General features: G+C 71.6%; 16 protein-coding genes and 1 pseudogene. 8 read left to right on the top strand and 9 right to left on the bottom strand.

Annotation, left to right across the window (positions count from 1 at the left end; translation table 11 throughout):
• Window positions 1–4 precede the first annotated feature (4 nt).
• Window positions 5–2,518 carry a DEAD/DEAH box helicase gene (locus tag ACFYPJ_RS13960; RefSeq protein ID WP_389015379.1) on the bottom strand — a complete coding sequence of 838 codons (2,514 nt, stop codon included), beginning with the start codon at window positions 2,516–2,518 and terminating at the stop codon, window positions 5–7.
• Between the two features lie 145 nt (window positions 2,519–2,663).
• Between ACFYPJ_RS13960 and ACFYPJ_RS13965 the strand changes: the two genes are divergently transcribed.
• The gene (locus ACFYPJ_RS13965; protein ID WP_389015382.1) at window positions 2,664–3,458 is read left to right on the top strand and encodes a metal-dependent hydrolase; all 795 of its coding nucleotides are present in this window, start codon (window positions 2,664–2,666) and stop codon (window positions 3,456–3,458) included.
• Window positions 3,459–3,712: 254 nt separating this feature from the next.
• On the opposite strand, the gene ACFYPJ_RS13970 is transcribed toward ACFYPJ_RS13965, so the two are convergent.
• From ACFYPJ_RS13970 to ACFYPJ_RS13985, 4 genes are all read right to left on the bottom strand, one after another.
• Complete coding sequence (locus ACFYPJ_RS13970; protein ID WP_389015385.1) at window positions 3,713–3,991, bottom strand: type B 50S ribosomal protein L31; 279 nt, start codon at window positions 3,989–3,991, stop codon at window positions 3,713–3,715.
• A gap of 45 nt (window positions 3,992–4,036) precedes the next feature.
• On the bottom strand, window positions 4,037–4,507 hold the full coding sequence (locus ACFYPJ_RS13975; protein WP_389015387.1) for a DUF5709 domain-containing protein: 471 nt from the start codon (window positions 4,505–4,507) through the stop codon (window positions 4,037–4,039).
• A gap of 426 nt (window positions 4,508–4,933) precedes the next feature.
• Complete coding sequence (locus ACFYPJ_RS13980; protein WP_389015390.1) at window positions 4,934–6,715, bottom strand: ABC transporter ATP-binding protein; 1,782 nt, start codon at window positions 6,713–6,715, stop codon at window positions 4,934–4,936.
• Window positions 6,712–8,550 (bottom strand): ABC transporter transmembrane domain-containing protein, encoded by a 1,839-nt coding sequence (locus tag ACFYPJ_RS13985; RefSeq protein WP_389015393.1) that lies wholly within the window; start codon window positions 8,548–8,550, stop codon window positions 6,712–6,714. Before ACFYPJ_RS13985 ends, ACFYPJ_RS13980 begins: the two co-directional genes overlap by 4 nt.
• Window positions 8,551–8,772: 222 nt before the next feature.
• Here ACFYPJ_RS13985 and ACFYPJ_RS13990 point away from each other — a divergent pair, with 222 nt between their 5' ends.
• On the top strand, window positions 8,773–10,443 hold the full coding sequence (locus ACFYPJ_RS13990) for a peptide-N4-asparagine amidase (RefSeq protein ID WP_389015396.1): 1,671 nt from the start codon (window positions 8,773–8,775) through the stop codon (window positions 10,441–10,443).
• 296 nt (window positions 10,444–10,739) lie between these two features.
• On the opposite strand, the gene ACFYPJ_RS13995 is transcribed toward ACFYPJ_RS13990, so the two are convergent.
• A complete protein-coding gene (locus ACFYPJ_RS13995) occupies window positions 10,740–11,189 on the bottom strand; it encodes a MarR family winged helix-turn-helix transcriptional regulator (protein ID WP_389015399.1) in 450 nt (149 codons plus the stop codon).
• 113 nt (window positions 11,190–11,302) lie between these two features.
• Here ACFYPJ_RS13995 and ACFYPJ_RS14000 point away from each other — a divergent pair, with 113 nt between their 5' ends.
• Window positions 11,303–13,105: an ABC transporter ATP-binding protein gene (locus ACFYPJ_RS14000; protein WP_389015401.1), complete on the top strand. Its 1,803-nt coding sequence runs from the start codon at window positions 11,303–11,305 to the stop codon at window positions 13,103–13,105.
• Window positions 13,106–13,148: 43 nt separating this feature from the next.
• A complete protein-coding gene (gene mltG, locus ACFYPJ_RS14005) occupies window positions 13,149–14,036 on the top strand; it encodes an endolytic transglycosylase MltG (protein WP_389015404.1) in 888 nt (295 codons plus the stop codon).
• A 12-nt stretch (window positions 14,037–14,048) separates the two neighbouring features.
• On the opposite strand, the gene ACFYPJ_RS14010 is transcribed toward mltG, so the two are convergent.
• Window positions 14,049–15,140, bottom strand: a complete 1,092-nt coding sequence (locus ACFYPJ_RS14010) for an NAD(P)-binding domain-containing protein (RefSeq protein ID WP_389015407.1) — start codon at window positions 15,138–15,140, stop codon at window positions 14,049–14,051.
• Window positions 15,141–15,310: 170 nt separating this feature from the next.
• Here ACFYPJ_RS14010 and ACFYPJ_RS14015 point away from each other — a divergent pair, with 170 nt between their 5' ends.
• Window positions 15,311–15,733, top strand: coding sequence for a YjbQ family protein (locus tag ACFYPJ_RS14015; RefSeq protein WP_389015410.1), 423 nt, complete (start codon window positions 15,311–15,313; stop codon window positions 15,731–15,733).
• 61 nt (window positions 15,734–15,794) lie between these two features.
• On the opposite strand, the gene ACFYPJ_RS14020 is transcribed toward ACFYPJ_RS14015, so the two are convergent.
• Window positions 15,795–16,034: a CrcB family protein gene (locus ACFYPJ_RS14020; RefSeq protein ID WP_389015413.1), complete on the bottom strand. Its 240-nt coding sequence runs from the start codon at window positions 16,032–16,034 to the stop codon at window positions 15,795–15,797.
• Between the two features lie 43 nt (window positions 16,035–16,077).
• Window positions 16,078–16,224 (bottom strand): annotated as a pseudogene (locus ACFYPJ_RS14025) (hypothetical protein); the annotation flags it as partial.
• A 17-nt stretch (window positions 16,225–16,241) separates the two neighbouring features.
• On the opposite strand from ACFYPJ_RS14025, the gene ACFYPJ_RS14030 reads away from it, so the two are divergent.
• From ACFYPJ_RS14030 to ACFYPJ_RS14040, 3 genes are all read left to right on the top strand, one after another.
• Window positions 16,242–16,490 (top strand): ammonium transporter, encoded by a 249-nt coding sequence (locus tag ACFYPJ_RS14030; RefSeq protein WP_389015415.1) that lies wholly within the window; start codon window positions 16,242–16,244, stop codon window positions 16,488–16,490.
• Between the two features lie 360 nt (window positions 16,491–16,850).
• Window positions 16,851–17,633 (top strand): MgtC/SapB family protein, encoded by a 783-nt coding sequence (locus tag ACFYPJ_RS14035; RefSeq protein WP_389015417.1) that lies wholly within the window; start codon window positions 16,851–16,853, stop codon window positions 17,631–17,633.
• On the top strand, window positions 17,630–17,908 hold the full coding sequence (locus tag ACFYPJ_RS14040) for a helix-turn-helix domain-containing protein (protein ID WP_389015419.1): 279 nt from the start codon (window positions 17,630–17,632) through the stop codon (window positions 17,906–17,908). The genes ACFYPJ_RS14035 and ACFYPJ_RS14040 overlap by 4 nt, the downstream gene beginning before the upstream one ends.
• Window positions 17,909–17,927 lie beyond the last annotated feature (19 nt).

The following is a 17,927-nucleotide window of genomic DNA, read 5'->3' on the forward strand; positions in this document are numbered from 1 at the left end:
GTGTTCACAGCTGGCCGACGGAGATGACCCGGAGGACCGCACGGCCTTCGGCGTCCGACGCGGTGAGGTCGACCTCCGCGCTGATGCCCCAGTCGTGATCGTCGTTCGGATCGTCGAAGATCTGACGGACGCGCCACAGTCCGTTGTCCGGCTCCTCCTGGATCACGAGCAGCTTGGGCCCGCGTGCGTCGGGGCCGGTGCCCAGGTCCTCGTACTCGTCCCAGTACTTGTCCATCGCCTCGCCCCAGGCATCCGCGTCCCAGCCGGCTTCGGCGTCCATCTCGCCGAGTTCGTCGACCTGGTCGAGGGCGGCGAGTTCGACCCGGCGGAACATCGCGTTGCGGACCAGGACCCGGAAGGCGCGTGCGTTGGCGGTGACGGGTTTCACCTCGTCGGCCCGCTCCTGGGCCTCCTCGGCCGTCATCTCCTCCGGGTTGGCCAACTGCTCCCACTCGTCCAGCAGGCTGGAGTCCACCTGACGCACCATCTCGCCGAGCCAGGCGATCAGATCCTGGAGGTCCTCCGACTTCAGGTCGTCGGGGACCGTGTGCTCCAGGGCCTTGTAGGCGCCGGCCAGGTAGCGCAGCACGATGCCTTCGGTACGCGCCAGCTCGTACAACGACACCAACTCGGTGAAGGACAAGGCCCGCTCGTACATGTCGCGGACGACGGACTTCGGCGACAGGGGATGGTCGCCGACCCAGGGGTGGCTCTTGCGGTAGGTGTCGTACGCGTGGAAGAGGAGATCTTCCAGGGGTTTCGGGTATGTGACGTCCTGGATGCGCTCCATGCGCTCCTCGTACTCGACGCCGTCCGCCTTCATCGCGGCGACCGCCTCGCCACGCGCCTTGTTCTGCTGCGCGGCCAGGATCTGCCGCGGGTCGTCCAGGGTGGACTCCACGACGGAGACCATGTCCAGTGCGTACGACGGCGACTCCGGGTCCAGGAGTTCGAACGCGGCGAGCGCGAAGGTGGACAGCGGCTGGTTGAGGGCGAAGTCCTGCTGGAGGTCGACCGTGAGCCGGACGATGCGGCCCTCGGCGTCCGGCTTGTCGAGTTTTTCGACGATGCCGCCGTCCAGCAGCGAGCGGTAGATGGCGATCGCCCGGCGGATGTGCCGCAGCTGTTGCTTGCGTGGCTCGTGGTTGTCCTCCAGCAGCCGGCGCATCGCCTCGAACGCATTGCCGGGACGCGCGATCACCGACAGCAGCATGGTGTGCGTCACCCGGAAACGGGAGGTCAGCGGCTCCGGCTCGGAGGTGATGAGCTTGTCGAAGGTGTTCTCGGTCCAGCCGACGAAACCATCCGGCGCCTTCTTGCGAACCACCTTGCGACGCTTCTTCGGGTCGTCGCCCGCCTTGGCGAGGGCCTTCTCGTTCTCGATGACGTGCTCAGGAGCCTGCGCCACGACCAGACCGGCGGTGTCGAATCCGGCCCGGCCTGCCCGGCCCGCGATCTGGTGGAACTCACGGGCGCGCAGCGTGCGGACGCGGCTGCCGTCGTACTTGGTCAGTGCCGTGAACAGCACGGTCCGGATGGGCACGTTGACGCCCACACCGAGCGTGTCCGTGCCGCAGATGACCTTCAGCAGGCCGGCCTGGGCGAGTTTCTCCACCAGCCGCCGGTACTTGGGCAGCATGCCGGCGTGGTGCACGCCGATGCCATGGCGGACGTAGCGGGAGAGGTTGCGGCCGAATTTGGTGGTGAAGCGGAAACTGCCGATCAACTCGGCGATCTGCTCCTTCTCCTCGCGCGAGCACATGTTGATGCTCATCAGCGCCTGCGCCCGCTCCACGGCCTGTGCCTGCGTGAAGTGGACGATGTAGACCGGTGCCTGCCTGGATTCGAGGAGGTCGGTGAGGGTCTCCGTGAGCGGGGTGAACCGGTACTCGTAGGAGAGGGGCACCGGACGGTTCGCCGAGCGGACGACGGAGGTGGGCCGGTCGGTGCGCCGGGTGAGGTCCTGCTCGAAGAAGGACACGTCGCCGAGCGTGGCCGACATGAGGATGAACTGGGCCTGGGGCAGTTCCAGCAGCGGGATCTGCCAGGCCCAGCCGCGGTCGCCCTCCGCATAGAAGTGGAACTCGTCCATGACGACCTGGCCGACGTCCGCGTCCTTGCCGTCACGCAACGCGATGGAGGCGAGCACCTCGGCCGTGCAGCAGATCACCGGGGCATCGGCGTTGACGGAGGCGTCACCGGTCAGCATGCCGACGTTCTCGGTGCCGAACAGCTTGCACAGCTCGAAGAACTTCTCCGACACGAGCGCCTTGATCGGGGCGGTGTAGAAGGTGACCTCGTCCCGGGCCAGCGCGGCGAAGTGGGCGCCCGCGGCGATCATGCTCTTGCCGGACCCGGTGGGCGTCGAAACGATCACGTTCGCACCGGAGACCACCTCGATCAGCGCCTCCTCCTGATGGGGGTAGAGCGTGAGACCGCGATCCCGCGCCCACGACTCGAAGGCTTCGTAGAGGGCATCGGGGTCGGCGGTCTGCGGCAGCTGATCGATGAGGGTCACGCACCCATCTTGCCTGGCGACCCGGCCGATCCGGGAATCGGCTGCGAGTACGAAGATCGCTACCGCTACGCTGTGTCGCCGGCGGAGCGTCAATGCACCCGGTCAACTGGACAGCGGCACAAGAGGAATGGGGCGGGCAACGGCGATGATGGGACCAGCGCACTCACTGTCGGGGGCCGCGGCCTGGCTCGGCGTCGGGGCGGCCGCCGCCGCGGGCGGGCATCCGATGCCCTGGCCGGTCCTCCTGGTGGGCGCCCTGATCAGCGCGGGTGCCGCGCTCGCTCCGGACCTCGACCACAAGGCGGCCACCATCTCGCGCGCCTTCGGGCCGTTGTCACGAGGATTGTGCGAGATCGTGGACAAGCTCTCCCATGCCGTCTACAAGGGCACCCGGATGAAGGGCGACACACGCCGCTCCGGCGGGCACCGGACGCTGACGCACACCTGGCTGTGGGCGGTGCTGATCGGGGCGGGCGCCTCGGCCCTGGCGATCACCGGCGGCCGGTGGGCGGTGCTGGCGATCCTCTTCGTCCACATGGTGCTGGCGATCGAGGGCCTGTTGTGGCGGGCGGCCCGGGGGTCCAGCAGCGACATCCTGGTGTGGTTGCTGGCCGCGACCAGCGCGTGGATCCTTGCGGGCATTCTGGACAAACCGGGCAATGGTGCGGACTGGCTGTTCATCGATCCCGGCCAGGAGTACCTGTGGCTGGGGCTGCCCATCGTGCTGGGGGCGCTGGTGCACGACATCGGGGACGCGCTGACCGTCTCCGGCTGCCCGATCCTGTGGCCGATCCCGGTCGGCCGCAAGCGCTGGTACCCCCTGGGTCCGCCCAAGGCCATGCGGTTCCGGGCGGGCAGCTGGGTCGAGCTGAAGGTGCTGATGCCGGTGTTCATGCTGCTCGGCGGGGTGGGCTGCGCGGCGGCGCTCAATGTGATCTGAGCGGTGTGGGCGACCCGGGCCGGTGCCCGGACGCCGGTTCGGGCCCAGGTCCGGGTGGCAATCGCAGCCGAGGACCGGGTCTCCATACGGGCCCCGGCCCGGATGGAGTTTCGAGCCGTGGCCGGAGCCGAGGGCCGGGCTCCCCGGCGGGGGGACGGGCACGTCGGTGGTGCCTGCGTCGGTGGTACCTGCGGCCCGTTCGGTCGGGGGGTCCCGCTCAGGAGGCGTGCGCTCCAAGGACGTGCGCTCCGGGGTCAGCCGGCCCCACCGCTCCCGGCGGAGCCCCGCCCGGCCTCGCCGTACCGGCGCTCGAAGCGTGCGACACGGCCCTCCGAGTCGACCGTGCGGGCCTTGCCCGTGTAGAAGGGGTGGCTCTCCGAGGAGATCTCGACGTCCACCACCGGGTACGTCTCGCCGTCGTCCCAGTCGATGGTCTGGTCACTGGTGGCGGTGGACCGGGTGAGGAAGGCGTAGCCGGCGGAGCGGTCGCGGAAGACCACGGGGCGGTACTCGGGGTGCTTGTCCTGCTGCATGGCGGCTCCTCGCGCGGGACGGTCGGCGGATGGGTGCGGCCGGGCTCAGGTGGAGAAGGAGTCCTCGTCCACGACATGCATCGCGGCCTCCTCGGCGGAGGCGCCCGCACCGTCGATGCCCACGTCGGTGGCGACGAGTGCGCTTTCATCGTCCTCGTGGGCCCCCTCGTCGGGTGCGACGAGGCGGCCGGAGCGGAGGTCGCCGACCTCGTTGTCGAGCAGTTCGCCGTCGGTGCCCTGGCAGTCGCCGATGCCGTCACCGTCGGGTACGGCGAGATCGGGCTGCTCCTCGGCCAGGCGCTGGTCCAGCGTCTCGCCCTCATGGCCCTCGGCCGCCGTCACTCCGGCGTGTTCCACCGCCCACGGCCGCTCGGGGGGCGACCAGCCCCGGTCGAGTGGATCTTCGACACCGTCGTCGACGAGAGTGTCCTCGGCGTCGAGCAGCCCCGAGTCCTCCTGGATCTCGGATCCATCCGGCTGGTAGACGTCGTCCCCCCATCCGTCGGAGCTGTTCACGGATACCTCCAGGTGGTGGGGGCGGCCCATTCCCGCCATGTGCGGCGGCGGACCACCGGCACGCGGGGCACAAGTCTCACCCGGCTCGAACCCGACGGTTCCCGGGCATCCCCCGAACCGGTGCCGTTCTCCAGCCTTTCACTCCGCTTCGGGACCGCGCAACGCCACGGCTCCCGGCCCGCGCCCGCGAACGCCGTCCCACCTGCCCCGCGACCCGCTCCTGCGACCGGCGTGACCACCGGCGTCGGGGCCCGCGTCGGGGTCCCTCGCCCGACCGCCGGCCCCGCTCGCCACACCTCGGTGCCGAGGGTGCCACGGCACCCGGCGGTGCGCCGGTCACCTGTACGGGCCGATGCGGTGGCCTGTCCGTGCACGCCGTGGTCCGCGGCGCTGCCTCCAGTACGCGTACCGATCACGGCGCCCCGCTCACCCGTGCCAGGACCGCCACAGCGCCGCGTACGCCCCGCCGGCCGCGACCAGCTCGTCATGGCTGCCCAGCTCGCGGATGCTGCCGTTCTCGACGACGGCGATGACGTCGGCGTCGTGGGCGGTGTGCAGCCGGTGGGCGATGGCGACCACGGTGCGGCCGTCCAGGACTCGGGCCAGGGAGCGTTCGAGGTGGCGGGCCGCACGGGGGTCGAGGAGCGAGGTCGCCTCGTCCAGGACCAGGGTGTGCGGGTCGGCCAGCACCAGCCGGGCCAGGGCGATCTGCTGGGCCTGCGCCGGGGTGAGCGCCAGACCGCCCGAGCCGACCTCGGCGTCCAGTCCGTCCTCCAGGTCCCGCGCCCAGCCGTCCGCGTCGACCGCACCCAGGGCCGCCCACAGCTCCGCGTCCACGGCGTCGGTGCGGGCGAGCAGCAGGTTGTCGCGAAGCGTGCCCACGAACACGTGGTGCTCCTGGTTGACGAGGGCGACGTGGGAGCGGACGCGTTCGGCGGTCATCCGGGACAGCTCGGCGCCGCCCAGAGTGATCCGGCCGTCGCGCGGCCCGTAGATGCCCGCGAGCAGCCTGCCCAGCGTGGACTTGCCCGCGCCCGAGGGACCGACCAGGGCGAGCCGGGTGCCCGGCGCGACCGAGAGCGACACCTCCCGCAGGACGTCGACGCCCTCGCGGTAGCCGAAGTGCACCCGGTCCGCGTGTACGTCCCGGCCTTCGGGAGTCAGTTCGGCATCCCCGGCGTCCGGTTCGATCTCCCGTACCCCGACCAGGCGTGCCAGCGACACCTGGGCGACCTGCACCTCGTCGTACCAGCGCAGGATCAGGTTGACCGGATCGACGAGCATCTGCGCGATGAGGGCACCGGTGGTCAGCTGGCCCACTCCGATCCAGCCCTGCAGGACGAAGACTCCGCCGGCCATCAGGACCGAGCCCAGCACCACCACGTGGGTGAGGCTGACGACCGGAAAGAGCACCGAGCGCAGCCAGAGGGTGTAGCGCTCCCAAGCGGTCCATTCCTTGATCCGGCGTTCCGACAGGGCGATGCGCCGGGCGCCCAGGCGGTGGGCCTCGACGGTGCGGCCGGCGTCGACGGTCTCGGCGAGCGCGGCGGCCACGGCGGCGTACCCGGCGGCCTCCGAGCGGTAGCCGGACGGGGCGCGTTTGAAGTACCAGCGGCAGCCGAACACCAGCAGCGGGACGGCGAGCAGTACGGCCGCCGCAAGCGGTGGCGCCGTGCCGACGAGCCCGGCGAGCAGCAGCACCACCCAGACGACGCCGATCGACAGTTGCGGCACGGCCTCGCGCATGGCGTTGGCCAGCCGGTCGATGTCCGTGGTGATGCGGGAGAGCAGGTCGCCGGTGCCGGCGCGTTCCAGGACGCCGGGCGGCAGTCCGACCGAACGGACGAGGAAGTCCTCGCGCAGGTCGGCCAGCATCCGCTCGCCGAGCATGGCGCCGCGCAGCCGCACCTCGCGGACGAACACGGCCTGCACGGCCAGCGCGAGCACGAACAGCCCGGCGGTGAAACCCAGATGCAGTTCCCGTGCCCCGTCGGACACCCTCTCCACGAGTCCGCCGAGGAGGTAGGGGCCCGCCAAGGAGGAGACCACCGCAATCGTGTTGACGGCGATGAGAATCAGGAAGGCGCGGCGGTGCCGCCGGAACAGTTCGGCCACGTAGGCGCGCACGGTCCGCGCGGCGCCGACGGGCAGGGTGGTCGCGGTCGTCGGGGCCGCCGGGTCGTACGCCGGTGGCGCAACGCCGATCATGCGCTCTCCTCGATCTCTTCCAGGGCGCCCGGCAGGGCGGCTTCGTCGTCCGATGGCTCCCGCAGGGCGTCCTTGCCGTCCAGGGGGCCGCGAGCTGCCGCCTCGTCCTCGGTCTCGCGGGTCACGACGGCCCGGTACCGAGGCTCCGTGCGCAGCAGGTCGCGGTGCACGCCGACCGCCGCGAGCTCGCCGCCGTGCACCAGCGCGACCTGGTCCGCGCGATCCAGGAGGAGCGGCGACGAGGTGAACACCACCGTCGTCCGCCCCGTCCGAAGCTTCCGCAGGCCCTCCGCGATCCGTGCCTCGGTGTGCGAGTCGACGGCGGAGGTCGGCTCGTCCAGGACGAGCACCTCGGGGTCGGTGATCAGCGACCGGGCCAGCGCGAGCCGCTGGCGCTGGCCGCCGGACAGTGACCGTCCCCTTTCCGTGATCCGGGCGTCCAAGGGATCCCTCGTGTCCGCGGATCCCTCGACGAGGGTTTCCAGCACGTCCCCGCACTGCGCGGCGGCCAGCGCGTCCTCGGCGCGGACATCGGCGGACGCGGGCACGTCGAGGAGGTCGCGGAGCGTGCCGGACAGCAGGACCGGATCCTTGTCCTGGACCAGGACGGCGGTGCGGGCGCTGTCGAGAGGGAGCTCGTCGAGCGGTACGCCGCCGAGCAGCACAGAGGTGCCCGGTTCGGCCGGATGTCCGCCCAGCCGTTCGGCGAGCCGCCCCGCCGCGTCCGGGTCGCCGCACACCACGGCGGTGAGCCGGCCGGCCGGCGCGAGCAGGCCGGTGGCCGGGTCGTACAGGTCACCGCTGGGCACCTCGGCCGCGCGTGATCCGCCGGCGTCCGTATGCCGTTCCAGGGACAGTACTCGGGAGGCGCGTTGGGCCGAGGGGCGGGAGAAGGAGTACGCCATGGCGATCTCCTGGAAGTGCTGCAACGGGTAGGCGAGGACCATCACCGCGCTGTAGACGGTGACCAGTTCGCCTACGTCGATGCGGCCCTGGCGGGCGAGACCGATGCCGTGCCAGACGACCGCGATCAGCAGCAGGCCCGGCAGCAGCACCTGGAGCGCCGCGATCAGGGACCACATCCGGGCGCTGCGTACGGCTGCGTGCCGTACTTCCTGTGAGGCACGCCGGTAGCGGTCGAGGAACAGTTCCTCGCCGCCGATGCCGCGCAGCACGCGCAGACCGGCGACGGTGTCCGAGGCCAGTTCGGTGGCCCGGCCCGCCTTCTCGCGCTGGAGGTCGGCTCGCCGGGTGGCCCGGGGCAGCAGCGGCAGGACCGCGATGGCCAGCAAGGGCAGGCCGACCGCCACGAGGGCGCCGAGAACGGGCTGGTAGACGAGCAGGCCCACGCAGACCAGGACGACCGTCAGGGCGGCGGCGGTGAAGCGGGAGACGGCTTCGACGAACCAGCCGATCTTCTCGACGTCGCCGGTCGAGACGGCCACCACCTCACCGGCCGCGACCCGCCGGGTCAGCCCCGAACCCAGCAGGGCGGCCTTGCGGGCGAGCAGTTGCTGGACGCGGGCGGCGGCGGTGATCCAGTTGGTGACGGCGGCCCGGTGCAGGAAGGTGTCGCCCACCGCGACGCCGATCCCGCAGATCGCCATCAGCAGGCCGGTCAGGGCGAGCCGGGTGCCCGAGCGGTCGACGACGGCCTGGACGGCGAGGCCCACGCAGAACGGCAGCGAGGAGACGGAGGTGAAATGGAGCAGGCCCCAGGCCAGCGCCTTCAGCTGGCCACCCAGTTGATTGCGCCCCAGCCACCACAGGAATCGGGGGCCCGAGCGTGCGTCCGGCACACCCGGGTCGGGATACGGAAGATCTTGGATCTGCATGACGTCCCAGTGGTTCGTGTCGGGGCGGAATCGGACGGGGGTGGGGACAGGAGCGGCGGCAGCAAACCGTGCAAGGCTGGCGTCGGAGTGCGGCGAAAATCAAACGGTTTTTCTGCCGCGGCGCCGGAAACGGCCCCGCCTGTCGGCGGCACGGTTCCCGCAGTCTCGTCCGGCTGGATGCGGCATTGCCGGGACGGCCGACCACCCCGTAGAACACCGGCCATGAGAAGACGGATAGTCATGTGCATGCTCGCGGGAGCGGCCCTCCTCGCGGGCATCCTCCTCGGCTCCCCGGCGGCCTCCGCCCTGATCCTTCCGGCTCAGGCACAGACACCCATCCCGGCCCAGGCCCGGGTCCCGGCCCAGGACCCGGCCGGTGTCCCGGCCGAGTTCGGCACCGACTGGCACGACCCGGTGACCGCCGCGCCGCCGGTCGCCGTACCGGACGCCAGGTCCTGCCGGGTCGCGCTCGCGGCGGCCCAGTTCCGGGACTTCACGCCGTACCGGGGCACGTACACGCCGCCGCGCGGGTGCGGTGACCGCTGGAGCAAGGTCGTGCTGCGCCTTGACGGCAAGGTGCGGGGCCGTCAGTACGACCGGCTCGGCTATCTGCACGTCGGCGGGGTCGAGATCCTGCGTACCTCCACGCCGGAGCCCTCGCCGGACGGTATCGAGTGGTCCGTGGAGAAGGACGTCACCCGCTACAGCGACACCTTCAGCGACCCGCAGGACGTCGAGATGCTCATCGGGAACGCCGTGGACGACACCTACACCGGTGTCATCGACGTCAAGGTCACACTGACCTTCTACGGGGGCAGGGCCGCCGCCACACCGGACCGGGTCCTCACCCTCACCGACACCGGCCAGGGCACCACCCTCACGACTCCGCGCAACAGCGAGCGCATCGTCGCCGAGGTGTACGCCACCGGATCCGGCGGCGGTTGCGAGGAGTTCTGGTACCTGACCGTGGCCGACCCGGCTCCGTACTCCTGCAAGGCCGACCGGGGCCCCTACCGTGAGGTGCAGATCAAGGTCGACGGCCAACTGGCCGGGATCGCCGCGCCGTTCCCGAACGTATGGACCGGAGGCTGGTCCAACCCCTTCCTCTGGTACGTGATTCCGGGCCCCCGCGCCTTCGACGTGCGGCCGATCGAGTACGACCTGACCCCGTTCGCCGGGTTGCTCGACGACGGGCGTCCGCACCGGGTCGAGATATCCGTGGAGGGCGTTCCCGAAGGGCAGTCCGGCTGGAGCGCGCCGGTGAACGTCCTCGTCTGGCAGGACCGGCACCGCGCCCGGGTCACCGGCGAACTCACCACGCACCGGGTGACCGACCTCGTCAACTCCTCGACGTACACTCCTGGTTCCGCGGAGCACCGGGTCGACACCCGGGCCGGTCACCGGCTGACCGTCGCGGGGTACCTCGACACCTCGCACGGCCGGGTGGCGACCACCGTCAGCCGTACCCTGGCGAACACCTCGACGCACCGCTGGACCGACGGCGAGACGACGGACCGGCTCGACGCCACCTGGACGGACGGGGGGTCGGTCACGGTCGGCGCCGACGGGGTGACCCGGACCACGCGTACGGACCGGACCTACACGATGGACGGTGCGACGACGATCGGCGCGGACGACCGGCTGCGCACGGTTCTCGCCCTCGGCGAGAGGGCGTCGGTGGCGGGGACCGTGGGCGGTCGGCGCATCTCGTGGTCGCGGTTCGACGACACCTACTCCGGCGACGCGACCTACACCCTGAACGTGCCCCGTGACCAGCGGCATGCGGTCGGTACGACGAGCGAGCGCTACCGGCTGTCCGGCTCGCACGGCTGCTACGACCGCTCGCTGACGACAGTCCAGGGGGTGCTCACCGAGGACGACAGCCGCTGCTGAGCCACGGCCGTTGCTGAGGGACGGCTGCTGTCGAGTGGTGGCTGCTGTCGGGCGACGGCCGTACCGGAGCGACGGCCGCCGTTGCGGGGGTAGTGCTGCGGGGGCGGTGCGCCGGGGGTGACGCGGCCGCCGTCCCGTACCGGCACACCACCTCAGACAGACAGAAACGTCCCGAACCCACCCCTCGATCGCCACCGCCGTCTCGATCGCGATCGAGATCCTGATCGCGCCAGATCGCCTCACGCCTCCGCCGTCCCGTACCGCCCCGGCGTCGGCCCGTCACCCGTCCCGGGGGATCAGCAGCGCTGGGCGACCGCGTCGTCGAGCAGGGTGTCGAGCAGCCCGCCGAGCACTTCGCGCTGCTCCGCGGCGAGCGGGGCCAGGATCTCCTCCGCCGCCGACCGGCGTGCGGCGCGCAGTTCCCCGAGCGTCGTGTGCCCGTCTTCGGTCAGTTCGATCCGGGTCACCCGGCGGTTCGTCGGATCCGGCACCCGGCGCACCTTGCCGTGTGTCTCCAACCCGTCGACCAGGGTCGTCACCGCGCGCGGCACCACCTCCAGGCGCTCGGCGAGGTCCGCCATGCGCGGTGGTGAGGCGTAGTGCGCCAGGGTGCGCAGCAGTCGGGACTGGGCGGGGGTGACGCCCAGGTCGCGGTGCTCCAGATGGCGCTTCTGGATGCGTTGGACCCGGCGGGTGAGGCGCAGCAGCTGCTCGGCGAGCCGGCCCTCGGGGTCGGGGGTGGTCATGCGGGAACAATATCAGGAGTCCGCTCATTGTGAGTATAGGTAACAGTGAGCTAAGATCCTTCAATCGTCGCCGGCCGGTCCTCCGGCCGGCACCCTCACCTCCGTAGGAGCCCATGCAACCCGACCGCACCCCCTCCTGGACACCGCCTGCCGACCCGAAGGGCCGGCCTCGGCAGGTGCGCCGCATCCTGTCTCTCTTCCGCCCCTACCGCGGGCGGCTCGCGATCGTCGGCCTGCTGGTCGGCGCCTCGTCGCTGGTGTCCGTCGCCACGCCGTTCCTGCTGAAGGAGACCCTTGACGTCGCGATTCCGCAGGGCCGCACCGGTCTGCTGAGCCTGCTCGCGCTCGGCATGATCTTCAGTGCCGTCCTCAACAGCGTCTTCGGCGTGCTGCAGACGCTGATCTCGACGACCGTCGGCCAGCGCGTCATGCACGATCTGCGCACCGCCGTCTACGGCCGTCTGCAGCGCATGTCACTCGCCTTCTTCACCCGCACCCGCACCGGCGAGGTGCAGTCCCGCATCGCCAACGACATCGGCGGCATGCAGGCCACCGTCACCTCCACCGCGACCTCCCTGGTGTCCAACCTGACCGGTGTGGTCGCCACGATCGTCGCGATGGCCGCCCTCGACTGGCGGCTGACCATCGTCTCGCTGGTCCTGCTGCCGGTGTTCGTGTGGATCGGCCGCCGCGTCGGCAACGAACGCAAGCGGATCACCACCCAGCGCCAGAAGCAGATGGCCGCCATGGCCGCCACCGTCACCGAGTCGCTGTCGGTCAGCGGCATTCTGCTGGGCCGCACGATGGGCCGCGCCGACTCCCTCACCCGGTCCTTCGCCGACGAGTCCGAGCAACTGGTCGACCTGGAGGTGCGCTCCAGTATGGCCGGCCGCTGGCGCATGGCCGTGATCACCATCGTCATGGCCGCGATGCCCGCAGTCATCTACTGGGCCGCGGGGATGACGCTCCGACTGGGCGGGCCCCAGGCCTCCATCGGCACCATCGTCGCCTTCGTCTCGCTCCAGCAGGGCCTCTTCCGCCCGGCCGTGAGCCTGCTGGCGACCGGCGTCCAGATCCAGACCTCGCTCGCCCTCTTCCAGCGCATCTTCGAATACCTCGACCTGCCGATCGAGATCACCGAGCGGGACCGGCCCGTCCATCTCGACCAGGTCAAGGGCGAGGTGCGGTTCGAGGACGTCGAGTTCGGCTACGAGGCCGAGGACGGCCCCGTACTGGACGGCATCGACGTCACCGTTCCCGCGGGCGGCAGCCTGGCGATCGTCGGTCCCACCGGCGCCGGCAAGTCGACCCTCGGCTATCTGGTGCCGCGGCTCTACGACGTCACCGGGGGCCGGGTCACCCTGGACGGTGTCGACGTGCGCGACCTCGACTTCGACACGCTCGCCCGCGCGGTCGGAGTCGTCTCGCAGGAGACGTACCTCTTCCACGCCTCGGTCGCCGACAACCTCCGCTTCGCCAAGCCGGACGCCACCGACGAGGAGTTGTACACGGCGGCGAAGGCGGCCCAGATCCACGACCACATCGCGGCGCTGCCCGACGGATACGGCACGGTCGTCGGCGAGCGGGGCCACCGCTTCTCCGGCGGGGAGAAACAGCGGCTGGCCATCGCCCGCACCATCCTGCGCGACCCGCCGGTCCTCATCCTCGACGAGGCGACCAGCGCGCTGGACACCCGCACCGAGCACGCGGTCCAGGCGGCCATCGACGCCCTGTCCGCCAACCGGACGACACTCACCATCGCGCACCGCCTCTCCACCGTCCGGGGTGCCGACCAGATCGTGGTCCTGGAATCCGGGCGCGTGGCCGAACGCGGCACGCACGAGGAACTGCTCGCGCTCGGCGGGCGCTACGCGGCCCTGGTCCGCCGAGATGCGCAACTGGAACCGACAAGCTGAAGATATGCCAGGTTTGCGCGTGTATGCGGGTTAACGTGCCCGCATGCAGATGAACACTCCGTCACGGAGCACGATTCGACTGACGCGCCGGGGCAAGCTCGTCCTTGTCGTGACCGGCGCCGTCGTGGCCGGCACCGCCGTGGCGGTGCCGCTGCTGACCCTGGGCAACGAGCCGCCCAAGCCCGTGAGCCTGGTGATCCCGGAGGGCTGGCGGGCGAGTCAGGTCTACGAAGCCGTCGACAAGGTGCTCGCCCTGCCCACCGGCGCCACCGCCAAGACCATCGGCAAGGCCGGCCTCAAACTGCCGCACGACGCCGCGGGCAACCCGGAGGGCTATCTCTTCCCGGCGACGTATTCCGTCGTGAAGGGCGCCACGCCCGAGTCGCTGCTGCAGTCGATGGTCGACGCCGCGAACGACAAGTTCAACGGCGCCCCCCTCGCGGCCGGTGCACAGCGCAACGCGATGAACGTCCACCAGGCGGTCACCATCGCGAGCATCGTTCAGGCCGAGGCATCCACCAGGAACGACATGGGGAAGGTCGCCCGGGTCGTGCTCAACCGGCTGGCGCGCGGCATGCCGCTCCAGATGGACTCCACCATCAACTACGCGCTGCGCCGCCACACGATCCACACCAGCACGGACGACACCCGCATCGACAGCCCCTACAACTCGTACCAGCGCATGGGGCTGCCGCCCACGCCGATCGACAACCCGGGCGACACCGCGATGCGTGCGACGCTCAACCCGACTCCCGGCGACTGGCTGTACTTCGTCACGGTCAAGCCCGGCGACACCCGCTTCACCTCCGACTACACGGAGCACCAGCGCAACGTCGCGGAGTTCAACGCCCAGCAGCACAAGAGCAGTCAGCCGCAGCAGAGCCCGAGCCGGACCGCAGCGCAGTCTCCGGCCTCGCAGTCGCCGAGCTGAGCAGCCGGGACGTCATGCGGCGGCCTCCGCGGCCAGCAGCCCCCGGATGTCCCGCACGGCCGCGCGTCCCGCCCGGTTGGCACCGATGGTGCTCGCGGACGGGCCGTAGCCGACCAGGTGGATCCGCGGATCGGCGGCCACCCGGGTCCCCTCGACCCGGATCCCGCCGCCCGGTTCGCGCAGCCGCAGCGGCGCCAGATGGTCGAGGGCGGCCCGGAATCCCGTCGCCCACAGGATGACGTCGGCGTCGACGTGCCGCCCGCCACCGTGTCCGGGTGAGCCCAGCCACTCGACGCCGTCCGGGGCGACCCGGTCGAACATCGGCTGCCGGTCCAGGACGCCGTCCCGCAGTCCCTGCCGGATGGCGTCGTTCAGCGGCAGACCTGTGACCGAGACCACGCTGCGGGGCGGCAGTCCCTGCCGGACCCGTTGCTCCACCAACGCCACCACGGAGCGGCCCACACCCTCGTCGAACGGGCCCTCCCGGAAGACCGGTGGCCGCCGGGTGACCCACGTGGTGGCCGCCGCGTACGGCGCGATCTCCAGGAGGTGCTGGGTGGCGGACGCACCCCCGCCCACCACGACCACCCGCTGCCCGGCGAACTCCTCGGGCCCCGCGTACTGCGCGGTGTGCAACTGCCGTCCGCGGAAGGTCTCGTGTCCCGTATAGACCGGCCAGAAGGGCCGGTCCCAGGTGCCGGTGGCACTGATCAGCGTCCGGGTCGACCAGGTGCCGTCCGAGGTTTCGACGAGCAGCCGGCCGGCCACCCCCTCGCGTACCGCACGGACGTCCACCGGACGCCGTACCCGCAGGTCGAAAGTGCGCTCATAGCTGTCGAAGTACGCGCCGACGACCTCCGCCGAAGGCCGGGCCGGATCGGCGCCGGTCAGCTCCATCCCCGGCAGCGAGTGCATCCCGTGCACCTTGCCGTACGTCAGCGACGGCCAGCGGAACTGCCAGGCACCGCCGGGTGCGGGGGAGTGGTCCAGCACCACGAAGTCGCGGTCCGGCGCGAAGCCGGTGCGCCGCAGGTGATACGCGCTGGACAGGCCCGCCTGCCCCGCGCCTATGACGACTGTCTCGACCTCGCGCTCGCTGTCCACGGCCCTGCCAACAGCGGCGCGGACGCGGATCTTCCCGGCCGCCGGCGGGCGACAGGCCCCTCCCGAGTCGGCGCCGTCGGGCCCGACGCGGGCCCGGCGCGGCGGACGCAGTGCGGTCGGCCGGCGGTCGGCGGACGAGCCGAAACCGGTGCATGGGTCAGGATGGTGGCATGCCAGATGCCTTCACCACCCGGGTGCTGAACGTCGCCACCGGCTCCCGGGAGCGGATCATCGACCTCACCGGCGACTGCGAGACCTTCCTGCGCGAGGCGGCGGCCGGCCGCGACGGCCTCCTGAACATCTTCGTGCCGCACGCCACCGCGGGGATCGCCGTCATCGAGACCGGCGCCGGCAGCGACGACGACCTGCTGGCCGTCCTGCACACCCTGCTCCCCGCCGACGACCGCTGGCAGCACCGCCACGGCAGCCCCGGCCACGGCCGCGACCACGTCCTCCCGGCGATCGTCCCTCCTCACGCGACTCTGCCGGTACTGGGCGGACGTCTGGAACTGGGCACTTGGCAGTCCGTGTGCCTGGTCGACACCAACCGGGACAACCCGAACCGGCAGGTGCGGCTGGGCTTCTTGGCCTGAGCGGGACCGATCTCGGCGTGGCCGCCTGCTGCAACGGTGAGGCCGACGGTGCTCGTCCGCCTCACCACAGGGCCGTGGCGGCGGCCGCGCCCGCGAAGGACAGACCGATGCCGAGGGCAACCGTGACCAGGAGGTACCCGGCGGCGGCGGTCGCCCTGCGGGCGCTGGTCATGGCCAGGATCTCGTGCGAGAACGTGGACCAGGTGGAGAGGGCCCCGCAGAACCCCGTCGACAGCAGCGCATGCCCGTGCGGCCCGATTCCGTTTTCGGCACCGGCCTGGACGACGAAACCCAGCAGCACAGCAGCCCACGACGTTGATCAGCAGGGTGTTCCAGGGGAAGGCGGCCGCGCCGGTGCGCCATACGAGGTAGGCGTCGGAACCATTGCGCCACAGGGACGAGACCCCGTAGCGGAGGGCGGCGCCCACGGCTCCGCCGACCGCCACCACGACCACGACTGTCCGCCGAGGCTCGGTTCGGCGGCGGCTCACTGCTCTGGAAGCAGGTCGTGGCCATCATTGCGGTGGCCGCGTTCTCCTTCGTCCTCACCTGGATCCTCGCCAGGGCCGTCGACGTCGTCGTCGGTTTCGCCGACACGGAGTCGTACGCCGCGGTGCCCGGCCAGGAGGAGGAACACGCCTACGACTTCCGTACCGCCCGGCGTCTGGAGGCGCTGACGTCGGGTGGCCGCGGCCCGGACCCGGAGACACTGGCCGCGATCCAGTGGCTCCTGCGGGACCACCGGGACGCGGGCTGACGGCACCCCCGCCGGGGACGCATCAGGGGTCCGCGCGAACAACGACCCGGGCGGACTGCCGCTGATCCGCCCCGCCGCCCGGGGCGGACGCCACCCCGCACGATCTGCGACAAGGACGGGCAGAATGCACGTCGCTGTGCAACTCTGGAGGTGTGCCGGACGCCCGGGAGGACCGGGCGCCGCCTACCGAGGAGGAGGTGAGCGACATGGATCGCAGCAGCGGTGGCAGTAGTCCCGGCCATACCGGGCCCCGCATTCCCATGTCCCCCCGCTCCTCGGGCATCCGGTAGCCCCCCGCCCCGCCCCGGCGGCTGCCATGCCCTCGACCTGCCCCGTCACGACGGGGGAGGGGAGGCTCCCATGGCGAACCTGACCACCTTCGAATTCCTGCTGCGGCTCGCGGTGGGCGTCAGCTGCGGCGCCCTGATCGGCGTCGAGCGCCAGTGGCGTGCCCGTATGGCAGGACTGCGCACCAACGCACTCGTGGCCGCCGGAGCCACGCTGTTCGTCCTCTACGGCGTGGCCGTCGGCGACACCGGCAGCCCCACCCGGGTCGCGTCCTACGTCGTGTCCGGCATCGGCTTCCTCGGCGCCGGAGTCATCCTGCGCCAGGGCGGCGGCGTCCGCGGCCTCAACACGGCCGCCACACTGTGGTGTTCGGCCGCCGTCGGGGTGCTGGCCGCGTCCGGCCGACTTGCGCTGTGCGCGCTCGGTACGGCCGTGGTCCTCGGCGTCCACCTGCTGCTGCGTCCGGCCGGCCGGCTGATCGACCGGGTGCCGCAGCGCGACCCCGACAGCGAGGGCGTGCGCGCCAGTGTCCACGTGGTCTGCGACCGCGCCGACGAGACCCATGTCCGCGCGCAGCTCTCCCAGGCCCTCGCCGGTGACGGGCTGGCCCCCACCGGCCTGCGGGTGCTGCGCGACGGCGAGGAGGCCACCGCCCTGCGCGCCGGCGTCTGCGTCACCGGCGACCCCGCCCGCAGCCTGGAGCGGCTCATCGCCCGGCTCTCCCTGGAGCCCGGCGTACGGGATCTGCACTGGCACCTGGACCACGGCCGCCTCGACACGCACCACGATCCTCTCGACACGGAACGGAGGTACCTCGACACGGAACGGGAACGACGGGAGGCGAGAGCGGCATGAACGACCTCGACACACTGAGCGCACGACGCACGGTGCGCAAGGCTGCCCGGCGCCTGGCGGAGGACGCCCCGAAGCTCGCCGTCGGCTCCGCGGGCGCCTACCGGGCCGGTCTCGCCACCCGCGCGGCCGAACTGCGCAGGGCCGTGCTCCTCGCCTGGCTGAGCGGCGTACCGGAGCGGGTCATAGCCGCCGACGGCGGCCTGTCCCCGAGCGTCGTCCACGAGTGGGTCTCGACCGGGAAGCCGCCCGGCGAAGCGGCCGGCGGACCGGGGTGAGGCACGCCGCCCCCACCCC

This window comes from Streptomyces sp. NPDC006012 (genome assembly GCF_042871185.1).
Taxonomy (GTDB): Bacteria; Actinomycetota; Actinomycetes; order Streptomycetales; family Streptomycetaceae; genus Streptomyces.

Coding starts and splice junctions, on each gene's coding strand:
- ACFYPJ_RS13965 (WP_389015382.1), top strand. CDS start 2,664: ATGATGGGACCAGCGCACTCACTGTCGGGGGCCGCGGCCTGGCTCGGC.
- ACFYPJ_RS13970 (WP_389015385.1), bottom strand. CDS start 3,991: ATGCAGCAGGACAAGCACCCCGAGTACCGCCCCGTGGTCTTCCGCGAC.
- ACFYPJ_RS13980 (WP_389015390.1), bottom strand. CDS start 6,715: ATGATCGGCGTTGCGCCACCGGCGTACGACCCGGCGGCCCCGACGACC.
- ACFYPJ_RS13985 (WP_389015393.1), bottom strand. CDS start 8,550: ATGCAGATCCAAGATCTTCCGTATCCCGACCCGGGTGTGCCGGACGCA.
- ACFYPJ_RS13990 (WP_389015396.1), top strand. CDS start 8,773: ATGAGAAGACGGATAGTCATGTGCATGCTCGCGGGAGCGGCCCTCCTC.
- ACFYPJ_RS13995 (WP_389015399.1), bottom strand. CDS start 11,189: ATGACCACCCCCGACCCCGAGGGCCGGCTCGCCGAGCAGCTGCTGCGC.
- ACFYPJ_RS14000 (WP_389015401.1), top strand. CDS start 11,303: ATGCAACCCGACCGCACCCCCTCCTGGACACCGCCTGCCGACCCGAAG.
- mltG (WP_389015404.1), top strand. CDS start 13,149: ATGCAGATGAACACTCCGTCACGGAGCACGATTCGACTGACGCGCCGG.
- ACFYPJ_RS14015 (WP_389015410.1), top strand. CDS start 15,311: ATGCCAGATGCCTTCACCACCCGGGTGCTGAACGTCGCCACCGGCTCC.
- ACFYPJ_RS14035 (WP_389015417.1), top strand. CDS start 16,851: ATGGCGAACCTGACCACCTTCGAATTCCTGCTGCGGCTCGCGGTGGGC.
- ACFYPJ_RS14040 (WP_389015419.1), top strand. CDS start 17,630: ATGAACGACCTCGACACACTGAGCGCACGACGCACGGTGCGCAAGGCT.